The sequence below is a fragment of the Paenibacillus sp. FSL P2-0089 genome, assembly GCF_038595095.1.
Taxonomy (GTDB): Bacteria; Bacillota; Bacilli; order Paenibacillales; family Paenibacillaceae; genus Paenibacillus_AQ; species Paenibacillus_AQ silagei.
In genome coordinates this window covers 4,900,915-4,915,307 of record NZ_CP152006.1, presented here as the reverse complement: position 1 = coordinate 4,915,307, position 14,393 = coordinate 4,900,915, and the positions used below count along the sequence as shown (strand labels likewise).

At 54.4% G+C, this 14,393-nt stretch carries 10 protein-coding genes; 9 read left to right on the top strand and 1 reads right to left on the bottom strand.

The features are described from left to right. The first annotated feature begins 142 nt into the window (after positions 1-142). From NST69_RS20770 to NST69_RS20745, 6 genes are all read left to right on the top strand, one after another. On the top strand, positions 143-898 hold the full coding sequence (locus NST69_RS20770; protein WP_342547008.1) for a YheC/YheD family protein: 756 nt from the start codon (positions 143-145) through the stop codon (positions 896-898). Between the two features lie 294 nt (positions 899-1,192). Then, complete coding sequence (locus NST69_RS20765; RefSeq protein ID WP_076081199.1) at positions 1,193-2,212, top strand: LacI family DNA-binding transcriptional regulator; 1,020 nt, start codon at positions 1,193-1,195, stop codon at positions 2,210-2,212. Between the two features lie 125 nt (positions 2,213-2,337). Further along, on the top strand, positions 2,338-3,333 hold the full coding sequence (locus NST69_RS20760) for an ABC transporter permease subunit (protein ID WP_342547007.1): 996 nt from the start codon (positions 2,338-2,340) through the stop codon (positions 3,331-3,333). 13 nt (positions 3,334-3,346) lie between these two features. Next, positions 3,347-4,234 (top strand): carbohydrate ABC transporter permease, encoded by an 888-nt coding sequence (locus NST69_RS20755; protein ID WP_036731709.1) that lies wholly within the window; start codon positions 3,347-3,349, stop codon positions 4,232-4,234. 33 nt (positions 4,235-4,267) lie between these two features. Further along, positions 4,268-5,905, top strand: a complete 1,638-nt coding sequence (locus tag NST69_RS20750) for a sugar ABC transporter substrate-binding protein (RefSeq protein WP_342547006.1) — start codon at positions 4,268-4,270, stop codon at positions 5,903-5,905. Between the two features lie 64 nt (positions 5,906-5,969). After that, positions 5,970-7,316 carry a glycoside hydrolase family 30 beta sandwich domain-containing protein gene (locus NST69_RS20745; RefSeq protein ID WP_342547005.1) on the top strand — a complete coding sequence of 449 codons (1,347 nt, stop codon included), beginning with the start codon at positions 5,970-5,972 and terminating at the stop codon, positions 7,314-7,316. 220 nt (positions 7,317-7,536) lie between these two features. Here the strand turns inward: NST69_RS20745 and NST69_RS20740 are convergent, their stop codons facing one another. Further along, positions 7,537-8,550: an ABC transporter substrate-binding protein gene (locus NST69_RS20740; protein WP_342547004.1), complete on the bottom strand. Its 1,014-nt coding sequence runs from the start codon at positions 8,548-8,550 to the stop codon at positions 7,537-7,539. A gap of 249 nt (positions 8,551-8,799) precedes the next feature. Between NST69_RS20740 and NST69_RS20735 the strand changes: the two genes are divergently transcribed. The 3 genes from NST69_RS20735 to NST69_RS20725 all read left to right on the top strand — a co-directional run bounded on the left by NST69_RS20735 (position 8,800) and on the right by NST69_RS20725 (position 14,287). After that, the gene (locus tag NST69_RS20735) at positions 8,800-9,315 is read left to right on the top strand and encodes a hypothetical protein (RefSeq protein WP_209871359.1); all 516 of its coding nucleotides are present in this window, start codon (positions 8,800-8,802) and stop codon (positions 9,313-9,315) included. A 132-nt stretch (positions 9,316-9,447) separates the two neighbouring features. Continuing rightward, positions 9,448-10,488, top strand: coding sequence for a LacI family DNA-binding transcriptional regulator (locus NST69_RS20730; protein ID WP_342547003.1), 1,041 nt, complete (start codon positions 9,448-9,450; stop codon positions 10,486-10,488). A 595-nt stretch (positions 10,489-11,083) separates the two neighbouring features. Next, positions 11,084-14,287 (top strand): alpha-mannosidase, encoded by a 3,204-nt coding sequence (locus NST69_RS20725; protein ID WP_342547002.1) that lies wholly within the window; start codon positions 11,084-11,086, stop codon positions 14,285-14,287. Positions 14,288-14,393 lie beyond the last annotated feature (106 nt).

The following is a 14,393-nucleotide window of genomic DNA, read 5'->3' as shown; positions in this document are numbered from 1 at the left end:
CAATTATCCTGCACAAGTTAATCTTTCTATACGGGGCAAATGATATATTCCACGGCACCTCCGGCGGCATAGGATGCAGTGAATATGTAATTTTATGTTAAAACGGAGCGTTGGCTCCCAGCCCGGACAGGAGAGTGCATAAGTGACAGCCAAACCAATTCATTCAGGACTGAGCAAATGGTATAAGACACAACTGCTGCTTAAGAACGAGACCATTAAGGGGTTCATCCCCGATACCCGGAGATTTAACAGGCGTAATCTGGAGCAGATGATGCACGGCTATGGAATGATCTATATCAAGCCGGAACGGGGAACATATGGCATGGGGGTGATCCGCGCGGAGCGGAAGGACCGGCAGGGATATATGTATCAGTATGAGGAGACCGTGCGCCGTTTCGCTACGTTTGAGGCTTTTCATCACAGTCTGGCGACAAGAATCGGGAAGAGGAGCTATCTGCTGCAAAAAGGTATCCACCTGCTGAAGCATCACGGGCGCCGTTTCGATATCCGGGTAATGGTGCAGCTCAGTCCCAAGGGCGTATGGGAAGCTACGGGGATTATCGGGCGGCTGGGGCATCCGCGCAAAATTGTGACCAATTACCACAGCGGCGGCAAACCGACCGCAGTGGAGCATTTGCTCTCCACCCATCTGTCTGCGCAGCAGCTTGTGCAGCTTAAGGGGGAAATGAACCGGCTGGGCACACGCATAGCGCGGCAACTGAAAAAGACTTATCCGCACCACCGGCAATTCGGTGTAGATGTCGGACTAGACCACTCACTGAAGCCGTGGATCATTGAAGTGAATATGAATCCCGATCCCTATATTTTTAATCAGCTGAAGGATAAATCCATGTACCGCAGAGTAATGCGGTACCGGCGTTTGGGCTTGACCAAATAATACGATATGCCAAAGGAAGGCCTGCCAAGCTGTGCAAGGCCTTTCTTCGGCATAAGGCTGTGATGTGTAATCTTACTCCGGCATAGCTAAATCCCGCTGTCTTATAGTAAAATAAGATAAATTCAAATACATAGAAGTTATTGTATGCTGAACCAGCTTATGCTTGCGTCCGGCGGGCAATAATGAGCAGAAAAGGCGGCTGAATATAGCTAATGAGAAAAAGTGTTGTATTTAAAGCGGTTTCATGTTACTTTATAGTCAATAAAAACGTTTTTATCAAAAAGGAACATTGATATGGCTAAGATAACGATCAAAGATGTCGCACGGGAAGCCGGAGTCTCCATCTCCACGGTCTCTAACGCCCTGAATGATGTGGATGTGCTGAGCCCGGAGACCAAAGCCCATATTCTGAAGGTGGCCCAGCGCCTGAATTACGTGCCGAATCTGAACGGTAAGCTGCTGAAATCAGGGACCACGAAGATGCTGGGTTTTTTCACAACAAGTGTATCCGGTCCATACTTCTACAAGCTGGTTGAATCCATGTCCCGTCAATGCGACCGCCTGGGCTATGGCCTGAATGTATTCGTCACCAAGGACAAACAAGTCATTATGAGCAATATCCTCGGACGGCGGGTGGATGGTGTCATTATCTATGAGGAGCTGGGCATCGACGAGCAGGACATTGCCGCTATGAAGAAAGACAAGATCAAGGCGGTGTTTCTGGACCGGGTGCTGGAGGATGAAGGGATGGGCAGCATTATCTTTGATTCCTATGAATCAGGCTATGAGGCTACGAAGTATTTAATCAGCCTGGGGCATAAGCGGATTGCCTATATCTCCGGCGTGGATACGATGTTCGACAGTGTGCAGCGGAAGGAAGGCTATCTGGCGGCGCTGCGTGAATACCAGCTTCCGGTGGAGGAGGATTTTATCCTTCAGGGGTATTTTGAGGAGGACAGCACCTATAATGCCGTGAAGTCTTATCTCCGTCTGCATCCCGCGAGCGTCCCTGACGCCTTCCTGGCCGGCAATGATATCAGTGCAATGGGCTGTATTCAAGCGCTCAAGAGCTACGGTTATGAAGTGCCGCAGGATGTCAGCGTGATGGGCTTCGATGATATTGATATCGCCCCTTATTATTCGCCACCGCTTACGACGGTAAGGAATCAGATTGCAAGACAGGGCATGCTGGCGATTGATCATCTGGTCCGCATGATTCAAGACAAGGAGCAGGGCGCAGCACAGAAGCTGCAGGGCGAGCTTGTCGTAAGAGGCTCAAGTCATGTGAAGCTGGAGCGGAAGGACCGCAGATAGAGGGCAGCGGGTGAAACTGATTTTACAGGAGGGGGATTTTTTGCGCCAAAATAAAAACGTTTTTATTGCTTTGAGCACCAATGTGAGCACCATCAGGATATCTCAATGGAGAGGGGGACAAGATCATGAATAAACCATCAGCATCTACTGCATCAGCTTCCATCCCGCCAGCTGTTCCGCCGTCCGCCAAGAAGCCCATGGGGCAGCGGATCAAAGAATTTGTAACCGATTACAAGAGGCAGTGGGAGATTCAGTCGATGGTGCTGCCGGGCATTATTTTTATGATTATTTTCTGCTACATACCGATCTACGGGCTGACGATTGCCTTCAAGAATTACACGGTAATTGATACCCTGTCTACTGCACCCTGGGTGGGTCTGGACAACTTCAGGATTATTCTGTCGGACGAATATTTCTGGGATGCGGTCGTCAATACGCTGGGCATCAGCTTCCTGAAGCTTGGGATCGGGTTCATCATTCCGATTATTCTGGCCATTATGATCTATGAGCTGAACATGGGCCGCTTCAAAAAATTCGTCCAAACGATCTCCTATCTGCCGCATTTCCTGTCGTGGATCGTCCTGGGCGGGATGCTGATCACCTGGTTCTCCACCTCGGGGCTGTTCAATGAGCTGCTGCTGAATCTCGGGCTGATCTCGAAGCCTTCCAACATCCTGCTGGATGCAGGCAAGTACTGGTGGATTGCCACGTTGTCCGATATCTGGAAGGAAGCCGGCTGGGGCACCATTCTGTATCTGGCAATTATGGCCAAGATTGACCCCACCTACTACGAAGCGGCCCGGATTGATGGAGCCGGCCGGCTGCGTCAGATCTGGAATATCACCCTTCCGAACATGAAGGCGATCATCAGCCTGAATCTGATTTTGACGGTAAGCGGCCTACTCGGCTCGAATCTGGATCAGACGCTGGTCTTGATGAACTCGCAGAACCGGGAGAAAGCAGAGGTTATCAACTCTTATGTCTACCGCATGGGGATGACGCAGGGCGATTTCTCTTATGCTACGGCTGTCGGTCTCGGTGTCTCCATTGTGTCGGTAATCCTGCTGCTTATGGCCAACAAGGTCACCAGTAAATTGAACGATAATCAATCCGTGTTGTAGAGGGGGCGTTAGAGTGAATCGGAAGGTCATACGGGAAGATCTCGACAGCCGGATCTTTGATGCGGTGAATAAGGTGCTGTTGGTCTGCTTCATGGTTATTATCCTCGTTCCCCTATGGAACGTAATTATCTCCTCCCTTAGTTCGGGCAGGGCGCTTGCCGAGGGCGGATTCATCTTCTGGTCCAAAGAATTCTCGCTGGAGAATTACCGGGCGGTCTTCAATGACAGCACGATCGGTCAATCCTTCATTGTCTCGGTCGCCAAGACGTTTCTCGGGGTGATCACCCACGTGTTCTTTTGCGCAATGATCGGCTACGGTCTCAGCAAAAGATACATCCGCGGCCGCAAGCTGTATGTGGCGATGGGCGTCATCACGATGTTTTTCTCCGGCGGAATGATTCCGACGTATCTGCTTATCAAATCGCTCGGGCTGCTGAACAGCTTCTGGGTCTACATTATCCCCGCATTATTCAGTTATTACGATGTGGTGATTCTGATGAACTTTTTCCGGAACGTGCCGGATTCGCTGGAGGAGTCGGCCAAGATTGACGGCGCAGGCGACTGGCATATTTTCCTCAAAATCTTCATTCCGCTGTCCATGCCCGCGATGGCCACCATCGCCCTGTTCAATGGGGTGGGACAATGGAACGACTTCATGACCACGAAGCTGTACATTACTGATCAGGCGCTCTACCCGCTGCAGATGAAGCTGTATGAGATTATTGTGCAGTCGCAGACCCAGTCCATGCAGAATATCGGAGGCTCCGTCGTCATTGAGACCACCACCAAAGGAGTTCAGCTGGCCACCATCGTCATTACCACACTGCCGATTGTTGCGATGTATCCCATTCTTCAGCGGTACTTCATCTCGGGCATGATGCTGGGGGCAGTCAAGGAGTAGAAGAGGTTCACTACATTATAGGAGGTCAAGAAGATGATCAAGATGACTAAGGTTCTCGGCACAAAAACGCTAAAATCCGCGCTGCTCCTGATGGCGGCTATGCTGGTGGCGGCAGGCTGCAGCTCGGGCGGCGGCTCCACCAAGGCGGTTGAGGTGTCCCTGGACAACCGGTATACGGTAGACCCGGAGACTCCGGCCTGGCAGCTGGATAAGAAGAGCGAGACTACGGACTTAACCTGGTATGTGAACGCAGACTGGTGGAATACGGACTTCGGCAAGGATGTAGTCACCAAGAAGATCAAAGAGGATCTGAACATCAACATCAAGTTCATTACCGGGGACGATACGAAGCTGAATACGTTCTTCGCGGGCGGCGATATGCCGGATCTGCTGACGATCTTCGACTCCAATTCCCCGGTTGTGCAAAAGGCCTCCACCTGGGCGCTTCCGCTCAATGAGCTGGCGGAGAAGTATGACCCGTATTTCAACAAGGTGGCCGCTGCCGACACGCTGAACTGGTTTCAGCTGAAGGACGGCAAAACCTACGGTTATCCGAACTATTCCAATACACAGGCGGATTATGACAGCGGTAATATTCCGGCGAAGACGGCTTTTGTCATCCGCAAGGATGTGTATGAAGCGCTGGGCAGCCCTGACTTCGGGACCCCGGAGGCCTTCCAGAAGACAATGAATGAGATTAAGAGCAAATTCCCGGATATGATTCCCTTCGGGTTCAATGCTATCGGGGAAGGGACCGGTTCGCTCGGGGATGCGCTGCAGGATTTCATCGGCGTTCCGCTGGAGACGGAGGACGGCAAGTTCTACAACCGCAATCTGGATGAGGATTATCTGACCTGGCTGCGGACGCTGAATGCCGTGTACCGGGACGGGGCGATCAGTGATGACAGCTTCGCAGATGACGGAACCGGCTTTGAGGAAAAGGTGAAGTCCGGCAAATATGCGGCCATGCTGCTTGACGGTACTCCACAGCAGGGCGGCAATTTGCAGATTTTCATGAGTGCCAATCCCGGCAAGGAGTATATGGCTGTTGACGGGCCGCAGAGCACCGTAGGGCATCAGCCGACCCTCAATCAATCCGGGATTACCGGCTGGATGATTAATTACATCACCAAGAATTGCAAGGACCCGGCCAAAGCGATTCAGATTTTCACGTATCTGCTGAGCGAAGAAGGACAGAAGCTGATGAACTACGGGATTGAAGGTGTAACTTATAAATCCAATCCCGACGGTACGGTTGAGCTGCTGCCGGAAGTGAAGGACCTGCAGCTTAATAATGCGGATAAGTTCAAGAAGGACTACCGAATGGGCGAATTCATGTTCTTCGGACATGACCGCCACAAAGCGCTGAGCAAGGACGCCTTCCCCGAGTCGATCAAGCAGATGCAGGAATGGGGTAAAGGCAAGCTGAAGCCGCATTTCATCCTGGAGAATATTAACCCCGATCAGGGGACGGCGGAGGCCCGCGGCCAGACGGCCATTAATACGAACTGGAACACCACGCTGGTCAGCATGATCCGGGCCAAGGATGAGGCAACCTTTGACAGCATTCTGGCGGAGCATAAGACCTTCCTGGACAAGAACAACTGGAGCAAAATCGTAGAGGTCCGCAGCGAGAAGATGAAGGCCAATAAGGAAAAGCTGGGCATTTAGTAGGCAAGGCGCAAGGGAGGGCCCGTTTTGGGCCCTTTTATATAAGAAGATGGAGGGATAACACATGCGGGAAATGATCATATACCAGTCCAGCGGAGAGAACGAGCTGTTTATAGAGCAGTCCGCAGCACAGCTGCCGCAGATTTCTGATGATGCAGTTACGGTCACCGTAGACATTGATGCGAGTAAGACCTATCAGGAGATGGATGGCTTCGGGGCTTCCTTCACCGACTCGGCCGCCTACCTGATCCATCAGGTGCTGGGTGCAGAGCAGCGGACGGAGGTAATGCGCAAGCTGTTCGATCCGCAGGCGGGGATCGGCTTGTCCTTCCTGCGTAATCCCATGGGCGCATCGGATTATGCCAGAACGGTCTACAGCTATAATGATCTGCCTGAAGGCGGGAGTGATCCGGAGTTGGCCGGATTCTCCATCGCCCACGATGAAGCAGACATCATTCCTTTGGTGCAGGAGGCACTCAGGCTTAATCCTGAGCTGAAGCTGATGGCCTCCCCCTGGAGTGCGCCGGGCTGGATGAAGACCAGCGGCTTGATGATCGCCGGGCGGCTGAAGCCGGAGCATTACGGAGTCTATGCGGATTATTTTGTTCGCTATATTCAGGCCTATGCCGCTCATAGCTTACCTATCTATGCTGTCACTGTGCAGAACGAGCCGCTCTATGAGCCGCAGCATTACCCCAGTATGCTGATGCTGCCGGAGGAGCAGCGGGAGTTCATCCGGGACTATCTGAAGCCTGCGTTCAGGCAGCACGGGCTGGCCGCCAAAATCTTCTGCTATGACCATAACTGGGACCGGCCGGATTATCCGCTGTCTGTTCTGGAGGAAGCCGGGGCAGAGGTGGACGGCGTAGCCTGGCACTGGTACGGCGGCGCGGCGTCCGCGCAGTCGGAGGTGCAGGCGGCCTACCCGGATCATGAGGTCCATTTCACCGAAGGCTCCGGCGGGGAATGGATTCCCCCGTTCGAGCAGGCCTTCTCCAATGTGATGCGCACGGGAATTGAGATTCTGCGGAATCACAGCAAATCGTTCGTGCTATGGAATATGGCCTTGGATGAACTGAACGGCCCTACGGTGCCCGGCTTCGGGGAGAGCACCTGCCGCGGGGTAGTGACGGTCAACCAGCAGACCCGGGAGCTGACGTACACTCTGGACTACTATGCACTGGCACATTTCAGCAAGGTGATCCGCCCCGGGGCATTGCGCCTGGAGTCTGCCGCCAGCCATGAGCCCGTGCGTTCCGTGGCCTTCCGCAACCGCGACGGGTCCATCGCAGTCGTCCTGTTCAACGACGGAGAGACCCCGGAGACCGTGGCTGTGCGGATGGAGGGGGAAAAATTATTGACCCTTGATATCGCCGCGAAGGGTGCGGTTTCGGTGAGGGCGGGCAGGTAAGCGGGAGTAGAAGTATAGGCTAGACGAAGACTTAGGCTGCAGGGATTTTCCCGGGCAGCCTAAGTCTTTTTTGCGATGAGTTGTAAGCGATTATCGCACGGGCGGAATGTATTCGGAAAACCGAATACAATGGGTACTCCCGAAGGTACGTGGCGAATTGTATGCTATAAACCGAATACAATTCGCCAGCGCGATTAATTTCTAATTACTGTTTACCTTTTTACTCTTTACCCTTGCTGCCAAAAATCTCAACGATCTCATCCAGCAGCCGGTCGAGGGTAATCGGGTCATCGAAGTTATATTTGCTGTCGAAGGTGTATACACGGCCTTCCTTGACGGCAGGGATCGCTTTCCATAAGCCGCTGTCCATCAGCGCGCTCTGTCTTGCAGCCGTCTTGCTGCTGGTGTCGGTAAGGAGGAACATATGCTTTCCAATATACTGTGGCAGCACCTCGTCAGAGATGGTTACGAACCGTTCGCCGGCATCGACCAGCTTCTGTACGCCTTCAGCCGGTTTGAAGCCAAGCTGTCCGTACAGGGTTTCGTTCAGCCCTTTGCCGCCCATAATGTACAGCTCGGAGCCAAGCACCAGCAGGGAGGTAGCTGTATCACCTTCAGTTAGATTGAGCTGCTTCTTCACGGAGGCAACCTTCGCCTGGTAATCGTTGAACCAGCGGTCAGCAGCTTCCGTGCGGCCGAACAAGTCAGCGAGCTGCCGGACACGCTCCTCCGTCGGGAAGGTGCCGTCCAGTCCCACGACCACGGTCGGTGCGATTTTGCTTAACGCTTCAATCCCGGTCTCATCCCAGTCGTCGAAGATAATCAGGTCCGGGGACAAGGCCAGAATCTTCTCAGCAGAGAACGGATACCCGATGTCCTCAATCCCTTCGAGCAGATCGGGGTAAGCCACCTGAGTGCCGATGACGCTTAGCGAAGCTCCCGCAGGCTTAATCCCCAGCGCCAGCAGGTCACCCGGATTACTGCCGACATAGACAATGTGCTGCGGATCAGTTGGGATTTCAACCTCTCTTTTTTTGTAATCTGTGTACTTCCGTGTTGCAGCAGCCGCTTCCGTGACAGCCGCCGGGCTGGCCTCAGGCGCTACGGTTGCCTGACGTGTGGCGGCTGCTGCCGGAGCTGTCGCAGCTGAGTTATCCGGTTGGCCACAGGAGGCCAGGATCAAGGTGAAGAGAAGCAGGGTTAACGGGAGTACTAATTTTTTGAGGCTTGGCATGTGCTATGCTCCTTTAGAAGGTATGTAGTTAAATGAAGATGATAATCATTATCATTTAACTATGATAGAGAGGAATAGCCGTGTTGTCAATCTCTAAGTTGGTCTGATCCGAGGTAATTAGGGGACAATCAGAACTCTTTTCTCATTGGGAAAAAATAACTGAAAGCCAATTTACAGCTGAAGGGAAGCACCCGGCGCTATAAAATGCTAGAATAATAGTCATAGTCTTATACAGGGAGTGAATTTCTTATGAAAAAGATTGCTGCCGGCGTCATTGCCGGAGCGATACTGATGGTGGGTGCGCAGGCGCTGGGTGCTTCTGCAACACTGGTAGGAAAGGCCATTCAGGCGGAGTATACGGTAAATGTGTATGGAAAAAAGCTGGCAGATCCGGCCATTGTGATTGATGGCAAGAGCTACGCGCCCGTACGGGCGATTGGTGAATTGGCCGGGTTCAAAGTGACAGTGAAGGGCAAAACGATTAGCCTGGATGATAAGGGACAAGCCGCTCCTCCGTTGTCCGACGAGAGAAGCTCGCTAGTTGGTCCAGTGCCGGTGACTACGCCAGATCCTGCTTTGACTGCGGCCAAGAGCAAAATTGATATTATTGACGAGAAGATTGATTCCGTGGTAACTAACATCCTGACCACCAGCAGCCTGCTGAAGACGAGTCCCGGCAATGCCGAGCTCAAGCAGAAGCTGGAGCAGTACAAGGAAGAATACGCCGACCTGCTGAAGCAAAAGGACCAGGAACTGCAGAAATAAATAAATTGCCCCGTGCCATGAATGATGTTGATTATGGGCTGCGGGGCTTTTTGGGGCGGATGGGTATGATGATTAAGACGCTATACATTGTTTTATAACACGTGTTATACTTCCCTTGAGGTGCTAATTAGTATGAGCAAAAAAAGAGTGACCAGCTTCGATGTAGCCAAAAGGGCTGGCGTGTCGCGCAGTGTAGTCTCTGCGGTGCTGAACGATACGCCCGGCATTGGCGTTGGAGCCGATACGCGCGAGGCTGTGCTGGAAGCCATCCGTGAGCTGAATTATCATGTGGACGCGGGTGCGCGCAGCATGAAGACAGGAAGAAGCATGACGCTGGCCGCTTACGGAGATACGCGTCATCCGCTGTTCATCCGGCTGCTGGAAGGAATGCAGCGGGAGTGTGAGCTGGGCGGGTATCACATCCTGCTCTGTTCCCCGCGCCCCAAGGGGAATGCGGGCGGCAGAGCCGAGCTGCTGGAATTGTATCACCAACGGAAGATCGACGGTATTGTCACTCTGGACCACACCAGCTACCGGGACGAGGAATGGGCCTCCCGTGTCAGCGCTGCCGGAGTCCCCTACGTCTCCGTGGAAGGGTATGCGGAAGTGCCAGGAGTACAGTCTGTACTTGCTGATTATTCAGGTAGTGTGGAGACCGCAATGAATTATTTGATGCGGGAAAGCACGGCACAGCAGCCGGGGCCGGTCTACGCCGAGGTGTACCACGAGGGGGAGGCGGATAACTGGGCGGAGCGGAACCGCCGGGAGGCCTACACAAGCTGGTGTACATCGCGCGAGATGGAGCCGGTAATCGTTCGTTTGGAGGAGCATGGCGGCGCGTGGGCAGATTGTCTCCAGAGGCTTGCGGCGGTCAGCGGTCAGCCGTCTGCGCCCCTCCTGGTTAACTGGTCGAGCGCGATCCCTGACTTGTACCGGGCTGCTCATAAGCTGGGCCTGAGGATCGGTGAAGACCTGCGTATTATGGCAGCAGACAACACGATTCAAGGCGACCGGCTCAGCCTGCCCTCCTTAAGCTGCGTAGAGATCCCCTATGTGAGTATGGGAGAGGAAGCCGTCCGCTGCCTGCTCGTACAGATGAGCGGAGGGAGTGCAGCAGGGCAGGCCGAGAAAATCTGGCTCCCGGCTGTGTTGAGGGCGGGGGAAAGCGCGTAGCTGCTGGTGGAAGCGGAGCTAAAGCGGTTAGATTCTGGGTAGTGGAGCTAAAGTGCGTAGGATGCTAATGGTAGTAGAGATAGTCCGGTTGGCAGTGTATAGTGTGCCGGATAGACTCGATGCGGCAATCCAGAGGGATAGATCCCTCTGAGTTGGCTGGAAGTGGGTTGGATGAGTTACTTGAAGTGGGCTAGGCGGGCCAATTAGGAGCACAAGTGCCCCTGAATTTGTCGAAAGTGAGCTAGGCGGGCCAATGAGGGCACAAATGCACCTGAATTTACCGAAAGTGGGCTGGGTGAGTGAATGAGGAGCACAAGTGCACCTGAATTTACCGAAAGTGGGCTGGGTGAGTGAATGAGGAGCACAAGTGCCCCTGAATTTGTCGAAAGTGAGCTGGGAGAGCGAATGAGGAGCATTAGTGCCCCTGAATTAGCCGAATGTGGGCTGGGAGAGCGAATGAGGAGCATTAGTGCCCCTGAATTAGCCGAAAGTGGGCTGGGTGAGCGAATGAGGAGCATAAGTGCACCTGATCTCAGCCCGCCCACTACTTTTGCCTGCTTAATAACACGTGTTATAACATGAGAGGAGAATGTTAATGTTCTGGACAGAAGAGAAGCTTGGGGCGCGGTTGAGAGAGCTGGAGAGTTACAGGTACCGTGAGGGGATTATGCTTGAGGAGTGGCAGGTTACTGAGGATCTGGAGGGGGCTAATGGTGCCTATCCGCCTGTTCTTGATGGTGACAGGAAGCTGCGGACAGGGGAGCATTGGACCGGCTATGATGCTTATCTGTGGCTGCACCGCAAGGTAACCGTTCCAGCCGAATGGCGGGGGAAACGTGTTGTCGGGCTGTTCGATTTCGGACGTACCGGCGGGGGCAATAACAGCGGGTTCGAATCGCTGCTGTACCTGGACGGGAAGCCTTATCAGGGGGTGGACTCCAACCATCAGGAGGTATTTCTGGAAGACGGCGCGGCCGGGCGGGAGCTGAATTTCACCTTCCGCTTATGGTCGGGCCTGAACGGCGACGGGCAGCTCATCCCGCAGGAGCACAAGATCAAGCGGGCGGAGCTGGCCTATCTGGATGAGTCCACTGACAATCTCTATTATACCGGCCGGGCTGCGCTGGGTACGATCAAGCAGCTACAAGACAGCCAGATTCAGAAGCATGAGCTGCTAACCGCCTTGAACAAGGCCTTTAACAAGCTGGACTGGTCCAGACCCGGAAGCGCGGAGTTCTATGCCTCAGTTCAGGGGGCCGAGTCAAGCCTGCTCGCAGACCTGTCCCGGCTGGAGCAGGAGCATCCCGTAACGGTAACCGCCATCGGCCATACACACATCGATGTGGCCTGGCTGTGGCGGCTTACCCACACCCGGGAGAAAGCGGCCCGCTCCTTCTCCACCGTACTGCGGCTGATGAAGGAGTTCCCGGAGTACATTTTTTTGCAGACCCAGCCTCAGCTCTATGCCTATATCAAGCAGGATTACCCGGAAATTTACAGTGAGATCAAAGAGCGTGTAGAGGAAGGCCGCTGGGAAGCCGGAGGGGCAATGTGGCTGGAAGCGGACTGCAATCTGACGAGCGGTGAGTCGCTGGTGCGGCAGATTCTGTACGGGACAAAGTTTTTCCGTGAGGAGTTCGGGGTGGACTGCAAATACCTGTGGCTGCCGGATGTGTTCGGGTATAGCTGGGCGCTGCCGCAGATTCTGCGCAAGTCAGGCATTGATACCTTCATGACCACCAAGATCAGCTGGAGCCAGTACAACCGGATGCCGCATGATACCTTCCAGTGGAGGGGGATTGACGGCAGTGAGGTGCTGACCCACTTCATCACCACACCCGAGGGACCGGATTCGGGGGCCTGGTATTACACCTATAACGGCCTGATCGAGCCTTTCTCTGTGCAGGGCATCTGGGAACAGTACCGGGACAAGAACCTGAACCGTGAGCTGCTGTTGTCCTATGGTTACGGGGACGGGGGCGGCGGTGTTAACCGCGAGATGCTGGAGATGCGGCGGCGGCTGGATACGATGCCGGGTCTTCCGCAGGTGAAGACGGGCCGGGCAGCGGAGTACTTCGAGCGTCTCCATGAGACGATAGATGCTACGGAGGAGTATGTGCATACCTGGGACGGGGAGCTATATCTGGAGTACCACCGGGGAACTTATACCAGCCAGGCCTATAATAAAAAAATGAACCGCAAGCTGGAGCTGCTATACCGCGAAGCGGAATGGCTGCAGATGCTCTGGGCGGCGGAGAGCGGCGGATTCGGCCAGTATCCTGCGGACGCGCTCCTGGAAGGCTGGCAGATCATTCTGCGCAACCAGTTCCACGATATTATTCCCGGCTCCTCCATTCATGAGGTGTACCAGGATTCCCGGGTGGAATATGCCGAAGCAGAGCAGCTTGGCCTAGCGGCGCGGACAGCGGCTGTGGAGGGGCTTGTCGGTCCCGCGTCTGCGTCTGCCGAGGGTTCGCTTGCGGCGCAAGCTGACCTCCCTCCGGCGGAAGCCCCGGTGCAGACAGAATATACGCTGTTTAACAGCGCATTCTTCACCGCTCCCCGGCTGGCAACTGTGCCTCATGATGCAGAGAATGCTGTCTGGACAGATGCTGAAGGTAACCGGCTTATTGCACAGCGCTCCGGCGGGAAGTGGCTGGTGGAGACGCCGGCGGTCCCGGCAATGGGGAGCGCAGTGATTGTGGCCGCTGAGCCTGGCGGTTCCGAAGCCGCTCAGCCGGAACCTACCGTTCCTTTCCACTGGCAGGATTCCACACTAACGACTCCTTATTATATTCTGGAGTGGAATGCATCTGGACAGCTAAGCCGGATCTTCGACCGCGGCGCGGCACGCGAGGTGCTGGCACCGGGCGAATGCGGCAATGTACTCCAAGTGTTCGAGGATAAGCCGAAGATGTTTGATGCGTGGGATATCGACCTCTTCTACCAGGAGAAAATGCAGGTCATCACCAATCTGCGCTCCGTCAAGCTGACCGAATGCGGCCCGCTCCAGGCGGTGCTGGAATTCGCCTGGAGTTATATGGATTCCTCCATTGTCCAGAAGGTCAAGGTCTATGCCGGAAGCGCGCGGATTGATTTCGAGACCTATGTAGACTGGCATGAGCAGCACCAGTTGCTGAAGGCGGCCTTCCCGGTTGCCGTGAGGGCTACGGAAGCGACCTATGATATCCAGTTCGGCAATGTGAAGCGGCCGACTCACTGGAATACAAGCTGGGATTACGCGCGGTTCGAGAGCGTGGGCCATCAGTGGGCCGATCTGTCGGAGCGGGGCTACGGGGTCAGCCTGCTGAATGACTGCAAATACGGCTATGACATCAAGGATCATACGATGCGGCTGTCGCTGATCAAATCGGCAACCAGCCCTGACCGGCTGGCGGATCAGGGCGAGCATAACTTCACGTATGCGCTGCTTCCGCATGAAGGGGATTGGGTGGCTGCGGGCACGGTGCAGGAAGCATGGGCGCTGAACCAGCCGCTGCTGGCCGTCGAAGGAGCCTACACTGCCGGAGCCGGCAAATCCCTGATCATCTGCGATGCCCCGAACATTGCGATCGATGCTGTGAAGCTGGCCGAAGACGGCAGCGGCTGTATCGTCCGGCTGCATGAGTTCACCGGAACACGCTGCACTGCGAATGTCAGCAGCGATTATTCCGCCGCCTCTTGGCAGGTGTGTGATATGATGGAACGCCCGCTGGATACTGAGGCAGTAGAGGGGCCTGCGATCCGGCTTGATTTCAAGCCTTATGAGATCCATACGGTTCATGTGGCTTTTGCCTGATTCTTGCGTCTGATCTGCCCGTCCAGGCAGGGTAATGCACATCAATAAGGCCGCCATTTCGGCAGGAGAGTTTTCACACACCCTGCCGAAATTGGCGGCCTTTTTT

Coding starts and splice junctions, on each gene's coding strand:
- NST69_RS20745 (WP_342547005.1), top strand. CDS start 5,970: ATGCGGGAAATGATCATATACCAGTCCAGCGGAGAGAACGAGCTGTTT.
- NST69_RS20750 (WP_342547006.1), top strand. CDS start 4,268: ATGATCAAGATGACTAAGGTTCTCGGCACAAAAACGCTAAAATCCGCG.
- NST69_RS20765 (WP_076081199.1), top strand. CDS start 1,193: ATGGCTAAGATAACGATCAAAGATGTCGCACGGGAAGCCGGAGTCTCC.
- NST69_RS20735 (WP_209871359.1), top strand. CDS start 8,800: ATGAAAAAGATTGCTGCCGGCGTCATTGCCGGAGCGATACTGATGGTG.
- NST69_RS20725 (WP_342547002.1), top strand. CDS start 11,084: ATGTTCTGGACAGAAGAGAAGCTTGGGGCGCGGTTGAGAGAGCTGGAG.
- NST69_RS20730 (WP_342547003.1), top strand. CDS start 9,448: ATGAGCAAAAAAAGAGTGACCAGCTTCGATGTAGCCAAAAGGGCTGGC.
- NST69_RS20740 (WP_342547004.1), bottom strand. CDS start 8,550: ATGCCAAGCCTCAAAAAATTAGTACTCCCGTTAACCCTGCTTCTCTTC.
- NST69_RS20760 (WP_342547007.1), top strand. CDS start 2,338: ATGAATAAACCATCAGCATCTACTGCATCAGCTTCCATCCCGCCAGCT.